General features: G+C 72.9%; 18 protein-coding genes. 12 read left to right on the forward strand and 6 right to left on the reverse strand.

Annotated elements, in window-relative coordinates:
• The first annotated feature begins 179 nt into the window (after positions 1-179).
• The 5 genes from ACI2LY_RS01680 (at position 180) to ACI2LY_RS01700 (ending at position 5128) form a co-directional block, all read left to right on the forward strand.
• A complete protein-coding gene (locus ACI2LY_RS01680) occupies positions 180-827 on the forward strand; it encodes a PAS domain-containing protein (protein ID WP_404705329.1) in 648 nt (215 codons plus the stop codon).
• Positions 828-938: 111 nt separating this feature from the next.
• Complete coding sequence (locus tag ACI2LY_RS01685; protein WP_404705330.1) at positions 939-1433, forward strand: FBP domain-containing protein; 495 nt, start codon at positions 939-941, stop codon at positions 1431-1433.
• Between the two features lie 75 nt (positions 1434-1508).
• Positions 1509-2789, forward strand: a complete 1281-nt coding sequence (locus ACI2LY_RS01690) for an aromatic acid exporter family protein (RefSeq protein WP_404705331.1) — start codon at positions 1509-1511, stop codon at positions 2787-2789.
• 47 nt (positions 2790-2836) lie between these two features.
• Positions 2837-3865 carry a hypothetical protein gene (locus ACI2LY_RS01695; protein ID WP_404705332.1) on the forward strand — a complete coding sequence of 343 codons (1029 nt, stop codon included), beginning with the start codon at positions 2837-2839 and terminating at the stop codon, positions 3863-3865.
• Between the two features lie 84 nt (positions 3866-3949).
• Entirely contained in the window at positions 3950-5128 is a 1179-nt protein-coding gene (locus ACI2LY_RS01700) for a lactonase family protein (protein ID WP_404705333.1), read from the forward strand.
• On the opposite strand, the gene ACI2LY_RS01705 is transcribed toward ACI2LY_RS01700, so the two are convergent.
• Entirely contained in the window at positions 5096-5821 is a 726-nt protein-coding gene (locus ACI2LY_RS01705) for a DUF2470 domain-containing protein (protein WP_389000525.1), read from the reverse strand. The genes ACI2LY_RS01700 and ACI2LY_RS01705 overlap by 33 nt on opposite strands.
• A 103-nt stretch (positions 5822-5924) precedes the next feature.
• Positions 5925-6530: a TetR/AcrR family transcriptional regulator gene (locus ACI2LY_RS01710; RefSeq protein ID WP_404705334.1), complete on the reverse strand. Its 606-nt coding sequence runs from the start codon at positions 6528-6530 to the stop codon at positions 5925-5927.
• Between the two features lie 132 nt (positions 6531-6662).
• On the opposite strand from ACI2LY_RS01710, the gene ACI2LY_RS01715 reads away from it, so the two are divergent.
• A complete protein-coding gene (locus ACI2LY_RS01715; protein WP_404705335.1) occupies positions 6663-8177 on the forward strand; it encodes a cytochrome P450 in 1515 nt (504 codons plus the stop codon).
• On the opposite strand, the gene ACI2LY_RS01720 is transcribed toward ACI2LY_RS01715, so the two are convergent.
• On the reverse strand, positions 8139-8957 hold the full coding sequence (locus ACI2LY_RS01720) for a pentapeptide repeat-containing protein (protein WP_404705336.1): 819 nt from the start codon (positions 8955-8957) through the stop codon (positions 8139-8141). The genes ACI2LY_RS01715 and ACI2LY_RS01720 overlap by 39 nt on opposite strands.
• Before the next feature lie 65 nt (positions 8958-9022).
• Between ACI2LY_RS01720 and ACI2LY_RS01725 the strand changes: the two genes are divergently transcribed.
• The 4 genes from ACI2LY_RS01725 to ACI2LY_RS01740 are packed head-to-tail and all read left to right on the forward strand — an operon-like array spanning position 9023 to position 13105.
• The gene (locus ACI2LY_RS01725) at positions 9023-9778 is read left to right on the forward strand and encodes a (Fe-S)-binding protein (protein ID WP_404705337.1); all 756 of its coding nucleotides are present in this window, start codon (positions 9023-9025) and stop codon (positions 9776-9778) included.
• A gap of 20 nt (positions 9779-9798) precedes the next feature.
• The gene (locus ACI2LY_RS01730; protein WP_404706461.1) at positions 9799-11256 is read left to right on the forward strand and encodes a LutB/LldF family L-lactate oxidation iron-sulfur protein; all 1458 of its coding nucleotides are present in this window, start codon (positions 9799-9801) and stop codon (positions 11254-11256) included.
• A complete protein-coding gene (locus tag ACI2LY_RS01735) occupies positions 11253-11954 on the forward strand; it encodes a lactate utilization protein C (protein ID WP_404705338.1) in 702 nt (233 codons plus the stop codon). The genes ACI2LY_RS01730 and ACI2LY_RS01735 overlap by 4 nt, the downstream gene beginning before the upstream one ends.
• Positions 11951-13105, forward strand: coding sequence for a betaine/proline/choline family ABC transporter ATP-binding protein (locus ACI2LY_RS01740; RefSeq protein ID WP_404705339.1), 1155 nt, complete (start codon positions 11951-11953; stop codon positions 13103-13105). The genes ACI2LY_RS01735 and ACI2LY_RS01740 overlap by 4 nt, the downstream gene beginning before the upstream one ends.
• 24 nt (positions 13106-13129) lie before the next feature.
• Here ACI2LY_RS01740 and ACI2LY_RS01745 read toward each other — a convergent pair whose 3' ends face one another.
• From ACI2LY_RS01745 to ACI2LY_RS01755, 3 genes are read right to left on the reverse strand one after another with little or no spacing between them, the layout of a single operon-like run.
• Complete coding sequence (locus tag ACI2LY_RS01745; protein WP_404705340.1) at positions 13130-14071, reverse strand: ABC transporter substrate-binding protein; 942 nt, start codon at positions 14069-14071, stop codon at positions 13130-13132.
• On the reverse strand, positions 14068-14739 hold the full coding sequence (locus ACI2LY_RS01750) for an ABC transporter permease (protein WP_404705341.1): 672 nt from the start codon (positions 14737-14739) through the stop codon (positions 14068-14070). The genes ACI2LY_RS01745 and ACI2LY_RS01750 overlap by 4 nt, the downstream gene beginning before the upstream one ends.
• Positions 14736-15416: an ABC transporter permease gene (locus ACI2LY_RS01755; protein ID WP_393599695.1), complete on the reverse strand. Its 681-nt coding sequence runs from the start codon at positions 15414-15416 to the stop codon at positions 14736-14738. Before ACI2LY_RS01755 ends, ACI2LY_RS01750 begins: the two co-directional genes overlap by 4 nt.
• Positions 15417-15530: 114 nt before the next feature.
• Here ACI2LY_RS01755 and ACI2LY_RS01760 point away from each other — a divergent pair, with 114 nt between their 5' ends.
• Both ACI2LY_RS01760 and ACI2LY_RS01765 read left to right on the forward strand, forming a co-directional pair.
• Positions 15531-16316, forward strand: a complete 786-nt coding sequence (locus ACI2LY_RS01760) for a pyrroline-5-carboxylate reductase family protein (RefSeq protein WP_404705342.1) — start codon at positions 15531-15533, stop codon at positions 16314-16316.
• A gap of 196 nt (positions 16317-16512) precedes the next feature.
• Complete coding sequence (locus tag ACI2LY_RS01765; protein ID WP_404705343.1) at positions 16513-17478, forward strand: pirin family protein; 966 nt, start codon at positions 16513-16515, stop codon at positions 17476-17478.
• Positions 17479-17657: the final 179 nt, after the last annotated feature.

The raw sequence follows: 17657 nt of genomic DNA on the forward strand, positions 1-17657 counted from the left end.
TTCGCGTGGGGGCTGGCGTCTTCCAGCGTGCTCCAGCGGCGGGGCGCGCCCAGGCACGGGCACTACACGAACGTGCAGTGAAAAGTGGGCGTGACCCCTTGCGCGCTGCCTGCGAAGTTGCCGCTGACCTGGGTTTTCGTCTTGGATGGTGGGGACGGTTCGGCACCTGGGAGGCTGGCGTGGAGTGGGGGCTGGCGGATGCCGTGGTGTGGCGCAACCGGGCCCTGATGCTCTTCGACCGGGTCGCGGTGCCGGTCGCGGTCTGTGACGTGTACGGCAATGTGCTGATGGCCAACCCGGCGATGGCCGCCGAGTGCGGCACGTCACCGGGGCAGCTGCGCGGCCGTGACGTGCTGGAACTGTTCCGGCCGCAGGAGGCCGGTCAGGTCGAGCGGATCGCCCAGGCGCTGCGGCTGCGGCACCGCTCCCGCTACCAGGTGTCGGTGAGCTGGAGCGGGCCCGGCGGATCGGAGCGGCACGGGGAGCTGACCGCCGACCCGGTGAGCGACTCCACGGACGAGACCCCGGCACTGCTGGTGATGCTCCGGGTGCTCGGGGAGACCGAGCCGGAACCCGCCCCCGAGCCCGCGCCGGTCACCCCGGTGGAGGGCGCGGTGCTGGCGCTGCTGGCCGGGGGCGCCACGACCGGCCGGGCCGCCCGTGAGCTGGGCCTGAGCCGGGACGGCGTCACCTATCACCTGCGTCGGCTGTCCGCCCGCTGGCACGCGGCCAACCGGACGGAACTGGTCGCCCGCGCCTACGCCCTGGGCGTGCTCGCGCCGGGCGTCTGGCCGCCGAGGGTCCGGGAAGCCGAAGCCGACGAGTAGCCGACGAGCGAGGGGGCGCGCGGAAAACCGCTTGGCCCGGCCCGCCGGACTTCTATACCCTCGTAAACCTAGACCCCCTAGGCTAATGGCTACAACAGAAGGAAAACTCCGATGCGCCCCCTCACCGAGCAGGACATCCGCGCCTCCTTCGTCAACTGCTCCAAAGGTGACGCCAAGCGGCTGGCGGTCCCCCGCGACCTGGGCGAACGTCCCTGGGACGACCTCGACTTCCTGGGCTGGCGCGATCCGGGCGCGCCCGACCGCGGCTATCTGGTGCTCGAACGCGGTGAGGACGTCGTCGGCCTCGCACTGCGCTCCCCCACGGTCCGGCGCGGGTTCCAGCACCGCAGCATGTGCTCGGTGTGTCTGACGACCCATCGTGGCGGCGGGGTCTCCCTCATGACCGCCCGCAAGGTGGGCCCGGCGGGCCGCGACGGCAACTCCGTCGGCGTGTACATGTGCTCCGACCTGGCGTGTTCCCTGTATCTGAGGGGGAAGAAGGTGCCGGAGTCGGGGAGCAGGTTCGAGGAGAGCCTGACGACGGAGGAGCAGATCGCCCGCGCGGGCGGCAACCTGACGGCCTTCGTCGATCAGCTGTACGCCTGAGGGGGAGCCCTTTCGCGTACACGGTGCTCGAACGGCCCCGTTCGACGCGGTGACGGAAAGGGAAGACGCCAAAGGATGCCAGACGTACGGAAGTGGATGGACGCGTCGCAGCGACGCAAGGGGGCCGACGCGCTGCGGCGCCTGCTCGCGCGCCGCCGGGAGCCGGTGGTCGTCCAGACACTCAGGTCGGCCGCGGCGGCCACGGTCGCCTATGTGATCGCGCTGCGGCTCAGCCCGGAACCGGCGCCGCTGACCGCGCCCCTGACGGCCCTGCTGGTCGTCCAGGTCACCTTCTTCGCCACCCTCACCAACGGCATCCGCCGGGTGAACGCGGTGGTGACCGGCGTCCTGGTCGCGATCGTGTTCAGCCTCCTGGTCGGCCTGACCTGGTGGAGCCTGGCGCTGCTGCTGGTGGCCGCGCTGAGCATCGGTCACCTGGTGCGCGTGCACGAGTACGTGAACGAGGTGGCGATCAGCGCGATGCTCGTGCTCGGCGTCACCACGGTCGGCTACACCGCGTGGGCGCGGATCGTGGAGACCCTGATCGGCGCCATCATCGGCATGGCCTGCAATCTGCTGCTGCCGCCCCCGGTGTGGGTGGACGCGGCCGGGCGCTCCATCGAGTGGCTGGCCCGCCGGGTGCGTCAGCTGATGCTCCGTATGGGTGAGGAGGCGGCGGGCACCATCCCCTGGCAGCGGGCGGCCGAGCGGCTGCACGAGGCGCGTCGGCTGGACCACGACATCATCCAGGTGGACGCGGCCCTGCGACAGGCCGAGGAGAGCCTCCGGCTCAACCCGCGCGTCAAGGAGGGCCTGCTGCACCGGGTGGTGCTGCGCACCGGCCTGGACACGCTGGAGATCTGCACGGTCGTCCTGCGGGTACTGGCCCGCTCCTTCACCGACCTGGCGAAGTCACGGGGCGCCAAGGAGCTGTTCCCGCCGCCGATCGGGGCGACCGTCGAGCAGGTGCTGTCCGAGATCGCGGACGCGGTGGTGAGCTTCGCGGTGCTGGTGACCACCGATCTGAGCGCGAACGCCGAGTCGGCCGAGTCCCGGCTGACCGCCGAGCTGCACATGGCCGCCGCCACCCGCGACCGGCTCGCGGAACAGCTCAAGGAGCATGTCGAGGAGGACTTCGAGGACTGGCAGCTGCTCGGCGCGGTCCTGACCGAGGTCAGCCGGATCATCGACGAGCTGGACACCGAGCACCGCAGCCACCGTCTGCTGGAGGAACTGGACCGGGTGTCCCGCCAGCAGCGCGCGAAGATGCCCCGGATCAACCGGCTGCGCCAGCGCCTCGGCGTCCAGGAGGACCTGTGGCGGAACCGTGCGGGGGTCGGCGGGCGTTCTGGGTGACGGGACACCGGACAGCACCGGTGCCGGAACTTCGAGGGGGCGGGCCGATGGCCGAGCGGGCCGGGGTACGGATCGACGGAAACACCCTGCGGCTGGGCGGCTGGGTGGTGGTGCGGTTCGTGCGCACCCTGCGGCTGCCCGAGCGGGGTACGCATCCGCTGCCGCCGGGGCTGGGCGAGTTCCCGCTGCGCCGGGTCGCGGACTACGCCGACCGGGTGCCGGAGGCGTGGCGGGCGCGCGGCGGGGTGCTGCTGCCGATGTACCTGCGCGAGGCGATGTGGCTCAGCTTCGCCGGGACGACGGAACCGGCCGCCCTCCAGGTCGGCGTCGGCAAGGTGTGCGCGGTCTCCGGCAAGCCCTGGCAGGGGAGGCTGGCGCGGGACCCGCAGAACTACGTCACGCTCCCCCGGCAGCCCTGGCTGGACGGCATCAACTCCGGCAAGGGCACCGTCCGCCAGTTCGTCGCCGTACCCCTCGGTCTCGGCGCCACCGTGGAGGGGCAGGTGACCGGCGAGGAGACCTGGGGCGGGGTGCAGTTGCAGGCGTTCGGGCTGCGCCCGGAGGTGCTTGAGCGGTGGCGGGCGGCCGAGCGGGCCAGGAGCGCGCCGCTGGCCGGGGGTTATGGCGCCGCGCCCGCCTTCGCCGCCCCGGCGCCCGGCGGTCCCCCGCCCGCGGGCGCTGCTCCCCGGCAGGCGGCGGCGATGGGGCTGGGCGTGGGCGGCTCGATGCGCCAGGAGGTCTACCGGGACGAACGCCCCGCGTCGGACTGGTCCGACACCCCGTCCGGCCGGGTCTTCGTCCACCTGGTCACCCCGCCGGAGTGGCGCCGCATCACCGGCGAGGAGCCCCCGCCCTCCCCCGTGGACCGGGCCGCGTACACCAGGGCGGGCCTGCCCTGGTTCGAGCACTACGACGACGAGGCCGACGACCTCTCCCCTGCCGACCCCCTGAAGCCGGTGCGCCCGGTGGGCGACTGGCTGGGCGACGACCTGGACCCGTGGCAGCAGCCGACACCGGGTCAGGTGGTCCCGCTGAAGGACGCGCCGGGCAAGCCGGTGGCGGACGGGGACTGGTGACCACGCGTCCCGCCTTGCCTTGGGCGGCCGGTCCGCGACAGGGTGGCCACGGTGACGGGTGAGCACTCGAGGGGCGGTAGGGACATGGACGCGCGGACGGACCGGGACGGCTGGAGCAGGCGGCGCTTCGTCGGCGCCATGGCGGGCACGGCCGCCGTCGTGACGGTGCCCGCGCCCGCCGCGCCGCCCCCGGACCCCGCCCCCGCACCACGCCGTCATCGGGCCGAACCGGGGCCCCGCCCGCTCTACCTGGGCACCTACACCTCCGTGGAGGGCGGCGGGAAGGGCGTGTCCGTGGCCCGGTACGACCCGGTGTCGGGCGCGGTCACCGACGCGGAGCCGCTGGCCGAGATCCCCGACCCGTCGTACGTCACGGTCCACCCGGACGGGCACACGCTGTACGCGGTCGACGAGCGGGAGGACGGCGCGGTGACCGCCGTGCGGCTCTCCGACCGCGAGGTGCTGGGCAGTCGGAGCACGGGTGGTTCGGGGCCGTGTCATCTCTCGGTGCATCCGGGCGGCCGCTGGCTGCTGAGCGCGAACTACGGCTCGGGCAGTGTCGCCGTGCACCCCGTCGACGCCTCGGGCGCCCTCGGCGAGCGCACCGCGCTGGTCACGCACGCGAGCCCGGCGCCGGGTCCGGGTCAACAGGGCCCGCACGCCCACCAGTTCATCACCAGTCCGGACGGCGGCCATGTCCTCTCCGTGGACCTGGGCACCGACACCGTCTACACCTACCGGCTGGACGCCGAGCACGGCACGCTGACCGAGGTGTCCCAGGCACACACCCGGCCGGGCGCGGGCCCGCGCCATCTGACGTTCCATCCGAACGGGCGGTACGCGTACCTGGCCAACGAGGTGGACGACACGGTGGCCGTCTGCGCGTACGACCCCGCGACCGGTCGGCTGGCCGTGGGCGAGCCGCAGTCCTCGGGGGCGAGCGGGGACGCCACCAACTATCCGGCGCAGTTCGTGGTGACGCCGGACGGCGCCTACGCGTTCCTCGCGAATCGGGGGCACGACAGTGTCGCCCGGTACGCCGTCGAGGAGGACGGCGCCCGGCTGCGGCTGCTGGGCACGGTGCCGGTGGGCGGGGACTTCCCCCGCCAGTGCGCGCTCTCGCCGGACGGCCGCCTGCTGTTCACGGCGAACCAGCGCTCCGGCACGGTGAGCGTGTTCCACGTCGACACCGGCACCGGAGCGCTCGAGCGGGCGGGTGAGCCGTTCGTGTCACCCGTCGCCGTCTGCGCGGTGCCGCTGTAGGGCGCGCGGGCAGGCGGCGGCGCTGGCCTGGGTGAGCAGCGCGTGCATGCGCTCGGTGAGCTGGGAGACGTCGTCGGCGGGCGTGTGGAACGCCAGCCGTACGTCGCCGTGCGCGCGGGTGCGCTCGATGCGCAGGGTGAGCCCGTGCCGGTCGACGGCGACCGGGGCCACGCGGGTCACGGCGTGCAGGCTCTCCGGCCGGACCAGCCGGGTGAGCCGCTCCACGGCGTCCGGGTGGGAGTCGGCGAGGTGGGTCAGCAGTTGCGCCTCGGCGGTGGCCAGCGGGTCGGGCCGGGCGGCCGCGAACTCCTCCAGGCCGATCAGTACCGCCCCCGAGGGCTGGCGCAGCACCACCCGGGTGGGCTGGAACAGCAGCCGGGCGCCGCGCTGGGTGAACCAGCCGGCGAGCCACAGCCGGGCCCGGATGCGCTGGCGCACCGGTACCGGGGACACGTCGGCGAACTCCAGCACGGCGGTGGGCTCGCCGCGCGGGGCGCACAGCGCGGCGGCGAACAGGGCGCTGTCCTCGGGGACGTCGAGCAGCACCCCGCCGTCCCCGGTCACGGTGTGCGCGCCGACGTACTCCTCGCGGGCGCCGTCCGCCGTCACCGCGCACGACCACGCGGCGGCAAGGACCGACCGCGCCCGCTCCGCCGCTCCGGGTCCTGCCGCCCAGTCCTGCGTGTCACCCATCCCGAGTCCTCCTTAGGTAAGCCTTGCCTAACCTACCGAAGATCCGGGCATACGCCAACCACGCCCCGCCGAACGGGTGACACACCGCGGAGGAAACGCCCCGTCAGGCGATGGCGCCGAGCAGCGCCCGCGCGCACAGCTCCCGCACCTGGTCCCGGCCCGGCTCGCCCTCGCGCAGCCACTCCAGGCAGACGGCGGTGGTGAAGGCGAGCCAGCCGCGCACGGCCAGCCGGGCCTGCGGGGCACCCTCGAAGGCGGGCCCGAACTCGGGGTCGGCCGCCAGCGCGGCGAGGATCTGCCGCTCCTGCGCGGCCAGCGCCCGCTGATAGACCCGGCGTACGGCCTGGTCACCGGCCGCGTCGGCACGGTGGAAGGCGCGGAAGCCGTGGGCGTGCGCCTCGACGTACCCGAGATAGGCGTCGAGCCCGGCGCCGAGCTGCTCGCGCACCGGCACGTCGGGGACGGCCGCGGTCATCCGGAGCATGCGCTCGCTCTCCCGCTCCACCACGGCGGCGAAGAAGTCCCGCTTCGTCGGGAAGTAGTGGTACAGCAGCCCCCGTGAGACCCCGGCGATCTCGGCGACCCGCTCGATCCACACGTCGTCGTACGGGCTCTCGGAGAACAACCGCGCCCCGACCGCCAGCAGTTGCTCGCGGCGCTCCTCGGTGCTCAGTCGGCGCCGGGCGCGTTCCCCCTGGTTGGCGGCCATGCCGTCACCCTACTGGACGTGTTGCTTGACGTCGGTTCCGTAGGCGGACCAGACTGCCAGCACTATTGAACTCGCGTTCAACACGCGGGTGGTGGACGCACAACAGGCCACCGGATCAAGGGAGATCGCGTCATGGCCGAGACGACGGGGGCGGGGCTGCCCAAGGGGTTCCGCGGTGCCGAGCAGGGCTGGCCGGAGCTGGACCGCATCCCGCGTCCGCCGCGCAGGCTGCCCCTGCTCGGCGATGTGCTGGGCGTCGACCGGCGCACCCCGCTCCAGGACTCGATGCGCCTGGCGCGCGAACTGGGTCCGATCTTCCGACGCCGGGTGCTCGACCGGGAGTTCGTGTTCCTGTGGGGCGCGAAGCTGGCCGCCGACATGGCGGACGAGACCCGGTTCGCCAAGCATGTCGGCCTCGGGGTGGCCAACCTGCGTCCGGTCGCCGGGGACGGGCTGTTCACGGCGTACAACCACGAGCCCAACTGGCAGTTGGCGCACGACGTGCTCGCGCCGGGCTTAAGCCGCGAGGCGATGGCCGGGTACCACGCGATGATGCTGGCGGTCGCCGGGCGGCTGACCGGTCACTGGGACCGCGAACTGGCCGCCGGGCGCACGGTGGACGTGCCCGGCGACATGACCCGGCTGACCCTGGAGACCATCGCCCGCACCGGCTTCGGACACGACTTCGGCTCCTTCGAGCGCGACCGGCCGCACCCCTTCATCACCGCCATGGTCGGCACCCTCGCGTACGCCCAGCGGCTCAACAGCCTGCCCATGCCGCCGCTGCTCCAACGGCGGGCCGCCCGGCGCAACGCCGCCGACATCGCCTACCTCGACGACACGGTCGACGCGCTGGTGGCCGAGCGCCGCCGCTCCGGACGCGGGGACGGCGACCTGCTGGACCGCATGCTGGAGACGGCCCATCCCGAGACCGGGGAGCGGCTGTCGGCGGAGAACGTCCGCAAACAGGTGATCACCTTCCTGGTGGCGGGCCACGAGACCACCTCCGGCGCCCTGTCGTTCGCCCTGTACTACCTGGCGAAGCATCCCGAGGTCGCCGCCCGGGCCCGCGCCGAGGTGGACCGTGTCTGGGGCGACACCCCGGAGCCCGGCTACGACCAGGTGGCCCGGCTGCGCTATCTGCGCCGGGTGCTGGACGAGTCGCTGCGGCTCTGGCCGACCGCGCCCGCCTTCGCCCGCGAGGCCACGGAGGACACCGTGCTCGCCGGGGAGCATCCGATGCGCCGGGGCGGCTGGGCGCTGGTGCTCACCCCGATGCTGCACCGCGACCCCGAGGTGTGGGGCGAGGACGCCGAACGGTTCGACCCGGACCGCTTCGACGCCAAGGCGGTACGGGCCCGCGCACCGCACACCTTCAAGCCGTTCGGCACGGGCGCCCGAGCCTGCGTGGGACGCCAGTTCGCCCTGCACGAGGCCACCTTGGTGCTGGGCCTGCTGCTGCGCCGCTACGAGCTGATCCCCGACCCCGGCTACCGGCTGAAGGTCACCGAGCGCCTGACGCTGATGCCGGACGGCCTGCGCCTCGGCCTGGAGCGCCGGAAGGCCCCCGCCGCCGCGCCGGTGGATGCCCCCGAGCCGGACACCGGTTCAGCGGGACGCTGTCCAGTGCGCGGGGTGGACGAGTGAGCCCGGCAGCCGGGTGCCGGGTCCCCCTCGGGCGGCGTTGACCTGCGGCTGGGTGAGGAAGAGCGCGCCGGTGAGGTCGGCGTCGGTCAGATCGGCGCCCCGTAGATCCGCCCCGATGAGGTCGGCCTGCCGCAGGTCGGCGCCGGTCAGGTCGGCGCCGATGAGGCAGGCGCCGCGCAGGCTGACCCCGCGCAGGTCGGCTTGATTGAGGCGCGCGCCCGCCAGGTCCGCGCCCCGCCGGTCCCGGCCCTTATTCCGGCCTTTGCGGGCCAACTCCGAAGCCTGGAGCAGGAGTTCCGCCACCTCGTGCCAGTGCTCGGCCGGGTCAAGCACGGCCAGCTCCTCGGGCTCCTGTGAGGCGAGCCGCTCGGTGTGCTCCAGCGCGCGGCGCAGCTCCGGGTGGAGAGTACGCGCGGCGTCCAGGGCGAGCGCCTCGGTGAGGTACCGGAGCAGCTCGTGCAGGCGCCGGACGACCGGGAACACCTCGAACATCAGCCGGGCGTGCTTCTTGCCACCGGTACGCCAGTCACGGCCGCCGAAGGTGACCTGGGAGACGCGCTGGCCCGCGCCGAAGCAGTCGTACACCGTGCACCCGGCGTAGCCCTTGGCGCGCAGCTCGGTGTGGATGCCGCAGCGGTGGTCCTCGCGCAGGTTGGCGCAGGGCTTCCCGGCGGGCTTGTCGTGCGCGAAGTCGGCGGAGCGGGCGAAGGGCAGGGCGACACAGCAGAGGCCGAAGCAGTTGGCGCAGTCGGCGCTGAGGACGGGTATGTGATCAGGCATCGCGGCAAGGGTACGGGCTCTGGCTACGCTGCCCCCTGTCCGATCTTCGAGGCCGAGGAGCCGCGATGCGTGTGGCCCTGTTCCTGACCTGTGTCAACGACACGCTCTACCCGGACACCGGCCGCGCCGTGGTGAGACTGCTGAAGCGCCTCGGGGTCGACGTCGACTTCCCCCTGGCACAGACCTGCTGCGGGCAGGCCCACTACAACACCGGCTACCGGCACGAGACGGAACCCCTGGCCCGGCACTTCGCGGACGTCTTCGGGGAGTACGACGCGATCGTCACCCCGTCCGGTTCGTGCGCGGCGATGGTGCGGGAGCTGTATCCGAGGCTGGGCGAGCGGGCCCGCGCGGAGGGGCGCGGGGAAGACCTGGCCGACGTGCTGGCGCCGGTGGTGCCGAAGACGTACGAGCTGACGGAGTTCCTGGTGGACGTGCTGGGCGTCACCGATGTCGGCGCCGCCTACCCGCACAAGGTCACCTACCACCCCACCTGTCACGGCCTGCGCTCCCTCGGCCTCGGCGACCGGCCGCGCCGCCTGCTGGAGGAGGTGCGGGGGCTGGAACTGGTCGAGCTGCCCGGCGCCGACGAGTGCTGCGGGTTCGGCGGCACCTTCGCGGTCAAGAACGCCGGGGTGTCGGCGGCGATGGGCGCGGACAAGATGCGCAACGCGGAGTCGACCGGCGCGGAGGTGCTGTGCGCGGCCGACAACTCGTGCCTGATGCACCTGGGTGGCACGATGAGCCGGGCGGGCTCCGTGGTGCGGCCGGTGCACATCGCGGAGATCCTGGCCAGCACGGAGGAGGAACCGGCCCGGTGAACGAGACGACCTTCGTCGGAATGCCCGCCTTCCCCGAGGCGGCAGGGGAAGCGCTGGACGACAGCACCCTGCGCGGCAATCTGCGGCACGCCACCCACACCATCCGCGCCAAGCGCGCGGCGGCCGTGGCGGAGGTGTCCGACTGGGCGGAGCTGCGCGAGGCGGGCAGCCGGATCAAGGAGCACACGCTCCGCCATCTCGACCGGTATCTGGAGCAGTTGGAGGAGTCGGTCACCGCTGCGGGCGGCACCGTCCACTGGGCGGCGGACGCGGCGGAGGCCAACCGGATCGTCACCCAACTCGTCCATGACACGGGTGAGTCGGAGGTCGTGAAGGTCAAGTCGATGGCCACGCAGGAGATCGGGCTCAACCAGGCGCTTGAGGCGGCGGGCATCCGGGCCTACGAGACCGATCTCGCCGAGCTGATCGTGCAGTTGGGCGAGGACCGCCCCTCGCACATCCTGGTCCCGGCCATCCATCGCAACCGGGCCGAGATCCGGGACATCTTCCGTACCGCGATGGCCGGTTGGGGCCGCCCGGCGCCCGAGGGGCTGTCCGACAGTCCGGCCGAGCTGGCGGAGGCGGCGCGGCTGCATCTGCGGGAGAAGTTCCTGCGGGCCGAGGTGGGGGTGTCCGGGGCCAACTTCATGGTCGCGGAGACCGGCACGATGGTGGTCGTGGAGTCCGAGGGCAATGGGCGGATGTGCCTGACCCTGCCGGAGACCCTGATCTCGGTGGTCGGCATCGAGAAGGTCGTCCCCACCTGGCGTGACCTGGAGGTCTTCCTGCAGACCCTCCCCCGCTCCTCCACCGCCGAGCGCATGAACCCGTACACCAGCATGTGGACCGGCACGACCGACGGCGACGGGCCCAGCGCCTTCCACCTGGTGCTGCTGGACAACGGCCGCACCGACACCCTCGCCGACGAGGTCGGCCGCCAGGCACTGCGCTGCATCCGCTGCTCGGCCTGCCTCAACGTCTGCCCGGTCTACGAGCGCGCGGGCGGCCACGCCTACGGCTCGGTCTACCCCGGCCCGATCGGCGCCATCCTCAGCCCCCAACTGCGCGGCACGGCAAGCGAGATCGACACCTCGCTGCCGTACGCGTCCTCGCTGTGCGGGGCCTGCTACGAGGTGTGCCCGGTCGCCATCGACATCCCCGAGGTGCTGGTCCGGCTGCGCGAGCGGGTCGTGGAGGGCGGTCCAGCGGTGCGCGAGGGCAACCGGGTGGTGCTGAGGCCCGCCAAGGGGCACGCGGCGGAACGGGCGGCCATGCGGGCGGCCCGCTGGACCTTCACCCGGCCGACGGCCCTGCGCACCGGCCAGCGCCTCGCCTCCCGTACCCGCCGCCTCCGCCCGCGCACCCTGCCGGGGCCCGGCGCGGCGTGGACCCGGACGCGCGATCTGCCGGAGGTACCGGCCGAGCCGTTCCGGGACTGGTGGGTACGCACCCGAGGCGGCGAGGAGGAGACGAAGTGAGCGACCGGGAACGCGTCCTGGGCCGGGTCCGGCGCGCGCTGGCCGACGTATCCGAGGACGACACGCCGTACGACCGGGCGGTCCCGCGTGACTACGCGCGCGAGCACGGCGAGCGCACCGCCGAGGAGACGGTGGAGCTGCTGGCGGCGAACCTGGCCGACTACCGGGCCGTGGTGCACCGGTGCGCGGAGGCGGACCTGCCCGCGCTGATCGCCCGGCTGCTGGCGGCTCGGGGTGCTCGGAAGGTACTCGTGCCGGACGGCCTCCCGTCGACGTGGCTCTCGGACACCGACCTCGTACCCGTGCCCGACCGCGCGGAGAGCACCCCGTACGAGCTGGACGCCGTGGACAGCGTGGTGACCGGCTGCGCGGTGGCCGTCGCCGAGACCGGCACCCTTGTGCTGGACGGCGGGCCCGGTCAGGGCCGCCGCCGGATCACTCTCGTGCCCGACCATCACATCTGCGTGGTCCGGGTGCCCGAGCAGGTCGTGGCGTCCGTGCCGCGGGCCCTCGAACGCCTCTCCCCCACCCGCCCGTTGACCTGGATCTCCGGCCCCTCGGCCACCAGCGACATCGAGCTGGACCGGGTGGAAGGGGTGCACGGGCCGCGCACGCTGGAGGTCGTGCTCGCCGGGGTCATCCCTTCGGTCGGCGGGACCGGGCGGCCGGACGGGACCCCGGCTAGCGTGGAGGAATGATCCGGTTCGAGCAGGTCAGCAAGCGCTACCCGGACGGTACGACGGCCGTGGACGACCTGTCCTTCGAGGTGTCCGAGGGCGAACTCGTCACGCTGGTCGGCCCCTCGGGCTGCGGCAAGACGACCACCATGATGATGGTGAACCGGCTGATCGAGCCCACCGCGGGCCGGATCGTCGTGGACGGCGAGGACATCGCGCGCGTCGACCCGGTCCGGCTGCGCCGCCGGATCGGGTACGTCATCCAGCAGGTCGGCCTCTTCCCGCACCGCACGGTGCTGGACAACACGGCGACCGTGCCGTCCCTGCTCGGCTGGAAGCGGGCCAAGGCGCGGGCGCGCGCCGCCGAGCTGTTGGACCTGGTGGGCCTGGACCCGGGGACGTTCGGCGCGCGCTACCCGGAGCAGCTGTCCGGCGGCCAGCGGCAGCGCGTAGGGGTTGCGCGGGCACTCGCGGCGGACCCGCCAGTGCTGCTGATGGACGAGCCGTTCGGCGCGGTCGACCCGGTGGTGCGCGAGCAGTTGCAGGACGAGTTCCTGCGCATGCAGCAGGCCGTGCGCAAGACGGTGCTGCTGGTCACGCACGACATCGAGGAGGCGGTCCGCCTCGGCGACCGGATCGCGGTGTACGGCGAGGGCCGCATCGAGCAGTACGACACCCCGGGCGCGGTCCTGGGCGCCCCCGCGACCCCGTACGTCGCCGGGTTCGTCGGCGCCGACCGGGGCCTGAAACGGCTGTCGGTGACCGCGATCGAGCCGGACGACCTGGAACAGCCCCCGGTGGCCCGCCCGGACGAGCCCGCCGGGTCGGCGGCACGGCGGCTGCGCGAGGAGGGCGCGCGCTGGGCGGTCGTCCTGGACGCGGACGGCGACCTGCACGGCTGGGTCGGTCTGGAGGAGTTGGCGGCGGGCGGCACGGTCGGTGAGCTGGCCCACCGGATGACGGCGTGGGTGCCGGTGGGCGCCCCGCTGAAGCAGGCGTTCGGCGTGATGCTCCAGTACGACGCCGGGTGGGTCGCGGTGCTGGACGGCTCCCGCCTGCTGGGCGTGCTGACCCCGGCCAAGCTGCATGAGGCGCTGCGCCGGTCGGTGGACGCGGACGTGCTGGGGGTGGCGCGGGGTCAGGTGCCGTTCGACTCGGTGTCGGACGCGTAGGTCACTCGGCGTCGGACGCGTAGGTCACTTGATGAGGCCGTGGTCCTTCAGGTAGGTGCGGGCCACGTCGGCGGGCAGCCGACGCCAGCTGTCGACCTGCTGGTTCATGTCGGCGAGGTCCTGCGTGGTGAGCACGTCGTTGAGCTTGCCGAGCGCCTTGGCGACGCGCTCGCTCCCGGCGCGGGCGCGGTTGACGACGGGGACGATGTAGTCGGCGTTCTGCAGGTGCTTGTCGTCGGCGAGCAGGACCAGGCCGAAGGAGCCGAGGGTGGCGTCCGTGGTGGTGGTCAGCACCATCTGGTCGCGCCCGGACTGCACGGCCTGCTTGGCCGGGGTGGTGCCGACGCCCTTGGGATCGACGGCGGTGATGTCGATCCCGTACACCTTCTTCAGGCCGGGGGCGCAGTACGGCCGCTTCACGCACTCGTCGCCCGCCGCGAGGCGCACCTTGAGCCCGGAGGCGCCGAGGTCGCTGAGGGTCTTGAGGTGGTGGCGGCGGGCGTAGGAGGCGCTGACCGCGAAGGCGTTCTGGTCGACGGCCCGGCCCGGCGGGAGGACGGTGAGTCCGCGCGGGGCGGCCAGGGCGCGCAGGTTCTTCATGGTCTTGGCGAGGTCGGGCGAGCCCGCCGGGGGTGCGTCGGCGCCGTGCGCCTTGACGTTGAGCCAGTCGGCGAAGGTGGCGGCGTACTCGGGGGCGACGTCGATCTGCCCGGACTCCAGGGCAGGTTCGTACAGCTCCCGGTTGGCGACGGTGATGAGGGAGGTCTGGTATCCGGCCTGGTCGAGGAGCTGGGCGTAGAGCTGGGCGAGCAGGTCGCTCTCGGTGAAGCCCGCCGAGCCGATGACGAGGTGGTGGCTGTCGCCGGGCGGCGCGGTGACGGCGCCCTGGTTCTCCAGGGAGGGACCGGAGCCGCAGGCGGTGAGCAGGCAGAGGAGTGCGACCGCGAGCGCCGCGCGCGCCTTCACCGGCCGCCCCTCGCCCAGGCGGGGCCGAGCCGCTCCACGACCTCGAAGACGCCCTCGACCAGCAGCGCGAACAGGGCGACCAGGATGGCGCCCGCGACGACCTGCGGGGTGCTGGCCAGGTTGAAGCCCGCGGTGATGATCCGGCCGAGGCCGCCGCCGCCCGCGAGCGCGGCGATGGTGGCGGTGGCGACGAGCTGGACGGCGGCGATCCGTACCCCGTTGAGGATCATCGGCAACGCGAGCGGCACCTCGACCCGGGTCAGCGTCTGCCGCCCGGTCATCCCCATCCCGCGCGCGGCCCGCACCACGCCCCGGTCGACCTCGCGCATGCCGACGTAGGCGTTGGTGAGCAGCGGCGGCACGGCGAACAGCACCAGGGCGACGACGGTGGGCCCCTCCCCCCACTTACCCACCGGGGTCAGCAGGAGCAGCACCAGCACGGCGAAGGTGGGCACGGCCCGGCCGACGTTGGAGATGTTGACGGCGAGCGCACCGCCCTTGCCGAGGTGCCCGAGGACCAGCGCGACGGGCAACGCGATCAGGCAGCTGACGATCAGGCAGACCACGGTGAGCAGCAGGTGCTGCAGCAGCCGGTGCCAGACGCCGTCGTCGCCGGACCAGTGGGCGGGGTCGGCGAGCCAGTCCCAGGTGGAGCCGAGCACGTTCATGTACGGCCCTTCCTCGCCCACGGGGTGAGCAGCCACTGCACGCCCAGCAGGAGCAGGTCGGCGGCGACGGCGATGAGCACGCACAGCACGGACGCGGTGAGGACCTGTGCCTTGAAGTAGGTGTTCATGCCCGCGTAGATCAGATTGCCGAGCCCGCCGAAGCCGACGATCGCGCCGATCGTGACCAGAGAGACCGCCGACACGGTGGCGATGCGCAGCCCGGCCATCGCGGCGGGCAGCGCGAGCGGCAGCTCCACGGCGAGCAGCAGCCGTACGGGCCCGAAGCCGAGCCCGCGCGCGGCCTGCCGGGTCTCCTCGGGGACGGCGCGCAGCCCGGCGAGGATGTTCCGGACCAGCAGCGTGAGCGAGTACAGCACCAGCCCGGCGACGACGAGGGTGGCGGACAGCCCGTAGACGGGGAGCAGCAGGGAGAACATCGCCAGGGACGGGATGGTGTAGAGCACGGTGGTGACGGCGAGCACCGGCCCGGCGGCCCACCCCCAGCGGCGGGCGAGCACGGCGAGCGGCAGGGCGATGACGAGCCCGATCAGCACGGACAGCGCGGTCAGCTCCAGGTGCTGCCCGACCGCGTCGAGAAGGATCTGGCGGCGGGTGCTCAAATAATCGCCGCAGATCCACTCGTTGCGCGCGAGGCAGTCGTCCGGAGCGGCGGTCACCCGTCCATTGCACCGGCCGGGGCAGCGGGTCGGCGCGTTGTGGTGACCCGTACGGGGGCCGGAACGCCCCTTTTGGTATCACTTCTGGCATCCGAAGCGAGGAGTGTGGCGGCTGTGGAACGAATCGTCGTCGTCGGCGCCGGGCACATGGGGTCGGTCATCGTACGCGGGCTGCTGGACGGGGTGCCGGGGGTCGAGGTGGTGGTCGTGGAACCCTCGGCCGACCGCCGGAGGTCCCCCGACGCCCGCGCGGAGCTGACGTCGGCGTACGACCCCCGCCCGGACGACCTCCTGATCCTCGCCATTCCGCCCCAGGCGTTCGACTCCTTCGCGGACAGCCTGCCGCCGGGCGCGTGCGCGCGAGCGACGGTCGTCTCGATCATGGCGGGGGTACGGCTGGAGACCCTGGCGTCGGCGCTGGGCACGCGGACGGTACTGCGCGCGATGCCGAACCTCGCCGCGCGGGTGGGACAGAGCATGACGGTGCTGTGCCCTGGGGACCAGGTGCCGCGAGGCGGGGTGGAGCGGGCGAAGCGTGCGCTGTCGGTGATCGGCAAGGTGCTGGTGGTCCAGGACGAGTCCCTGCTCGACGCCGCGACGGCGGTCGCGGGCAGCGGCCCGGCCCTGGTGGCGTACCTGGCGCGGTCGTTCACGGACTTCGCGCGAGGGGCAGGTTTCGACGCCGCTGACGCCCTGCTGCTGACCAGCCAGGTGCTACGAGGCACGGCGGACGTCCTCGCCGAGCCGGGCGTGACCCCGGAGTCCCTGTACCAACAGGCCAGCACCCCGAACGGCACGACAGCGAAGGGCATCGCCACGCTGCGGGAGCACCGGGTGGGGGAATCGGTGGGGGCGGCGCTGGAGGCGACGATGGAGAGGGCGCGGGAACTGGCGGGGTGAAGGGGTTCGGCGGGCCGGGCGCTAGGGGGTGTCTTGTCGGTCAGGCCGGATCAGGGAGCGGCGTCTGGTGCCGCGCATCGCAAGGCGGAGGAGGGAGTCGATGCGGAGCATCGGCGAGTGACGACAACGCGGCGAGGTGCGGTGCCAGACGCCGCGAGCCCGGCATGATCGACAAGACATCCCCTAGGTTGGCCGTATGAGCAACCTTGACCTCGCGCCGGAGCCGAGCGCATGCGGTGGCCGTGGCTTCGTCGTCGCCGAACCGGTCCGCGAACTGCTGAGCCCCCGTACGGTGAAGCTCGGGGAGTCCACCGAAGTCCGCCGCCTGCTGCCGAACCTGGGCCGCCGCATGATCGGCGCGTGGGCTTTCGTAGATCATTACGGGCCCGACGACATCGCGGACGAGCCCGGCATGCAGGTACCCCCGCACCCGCACATCGGCCTGCAGACGGTGAGCTGGCTGCACGAGGGCGAGGTGCTGCACCGGGACTCCACGGGCAGCCGCCAGACCATCCGCCCGCGAGAGCTGGGCCTGATGACGGCGGGCCGGGCGATCAGCCACTCAGAGGAGAGCCCGCGGTCGCACGCGCGCTACCTGCACGGAGCGCAGCTGTGGGTGGCCCTCCCGGACGAACACCGCCACACCGACCCGCACTTCGAGTACCACGCGGACCTGCCGACGGTGACCGCCCCCGGCCTGACGGCCACGGTGATCCTGGGCACCCTGGACGGCACGACGTCCCCCGGCACGACGTACACCCCCCTGATCGGCGCCGACCTCACCCTCACCGAGGGCACCCGAACCCACCTCCCCCTCGACCCCGACTTCGAGTACGGCGTCCTCGCGATGTCGGGCTCCGTCCACGTGGACGGCGTCCCCGTCACCCCGGGCTCCATGCTCTACCTCGGCTGCGGCCGCCGTTCCCTCCCCCTCCACGCGGACTCCGACGCCTCGATCATGCTGCTGGGCGGCGAGCCGTTCGCGGAGGAGCTGATCATGTGGTGGAACTTTGTCGGGCGTACGCAGGACGATATCAGTCGGGCTCGGGAGGACTGGATGAGGGGTTCACGATTTGGGGAAGTGAAGGGGTATGACGGCGACCGACTGACGGCCCCTCAACTCCCTTCCGTGCCGCTGAAGCCGCGAGGGAGAGCACGTTGAGCTGTCTCTTTCTCATCCGCCCTCATCGCGACTACACCTGCCCGAAAACTCCCCGTCACCGTCCACTGGATCACTACAGCAAACGACCTCAGGTCAGCCAGATTCACCCTGCCGTGAAGTGCGCGCTTCGCCAAACGTAGTCAGCTTTGGCCGGACTGATGCTGACCCTATGCTGACTT

The organism is Streptomyces sp. NPDC002176 (assembly GCF_044903645.1).
Taxonomy (GTDB): Bacteria; Actinomycetota; Actinomycetes; order Streptomycetales; family Streptomycetaceae; genus Streptomyces.

Bases quoted from the DNA above. Each gene is read 5' to 3' on its own strand.
- ACI2LY_RS01750 (WP_404705341.1), bottom strand. From the start codon at position 14,739: ATGAACGTGCTCGGCTCCACCTGGGACTGGCTCGCCGACCCCGCCCAC.
- ACI2LY_RS01715 (WP_404705335.1), top strand. From the start codon at position 6,663: ATGGCCGAGACGACGGGGGCGGGGCTGCCCAAGGGGTTCCGCGGTGCC.
- ACI2LY_RS01725 (WP_404705337.1), top strand. From the start codon at position 9,023: ATGCGTGTGGCCCTGTTCCTGACCTGTGTCAACGACACGCTCTACCCG.
- ACI2LY_RS01720 (WP_404705336.1), bottom strand. From the start codon at position 8,957: ATGCCTGATCACATACCCGTCCTCAGCGCCGACTGCGCCAACTGCTTC.
- ACI2LY_RS01705 (WP_389000525.1), bottom strand. From the start codon at position 5,821: ATGGGTGACACGCAGGACTGGGCGGCAGGACCCGGAGCGGCGGAGCGG.
- ACI2LY_RS01695 (WP_404705332.1), top strand. From the start codon at position 2,837: ATGGCCGAGCGGGCCGGGGTACGGATCGACGGAAACACCCTGCGGCTG.
- ACI2LY_RS01730 (WP_404706461.1), top strand. From the start codon at position 9,799: ATGCCCGCCTTCCCCGAGGCGGCAGGGGAAGCGCTGGACGACAGCACC.
- ACI2LY_RS01690 (WP_404705331.1), top strand. From the start codon at position 1,509: ATGCCAGACGTACGGAAGTGGATGGACGCGTCGCAGCGACGCAAGGGG.
- ACI2LY_RS01700 (WP_404705333.1), top strand. From the start codon at position 3,950: ATGGACGCGCGGACGGACCGGGACGGCTGGAGCAGGCGGCGCTTCGTC.
- ACI2LY_RS01710 (WP_404705334.1), bottom strand. From the start codon at position 6,530: ATGGCCGCCAACCAGGGGGAACGCGCCCGGCGCCGACTGAGCACCGAG.
- ACI2LY_RS01740 (WP_404705339.1), top strand. From the start codon at position 11,951: ATGATCCGGTTCGAGCAGGTCAGCAAGCGCTACCCGGACGGTACGACG.
- ACI2LY_RS01765 (WP_404705343.1), top strand. From the start codon at position 16,513: ATGAGCAACCTTGACCTCGCGCCGGAGCCGAGCGCATGCGGTGGCCGT.
- ACI2LY_RS01685 (WP_404705330.1), top strand. From the start codon at position 939: ATGCGCCCCCTCACCGAGCAGGACATCCGCGCCTCCTTCGTCAACTGC.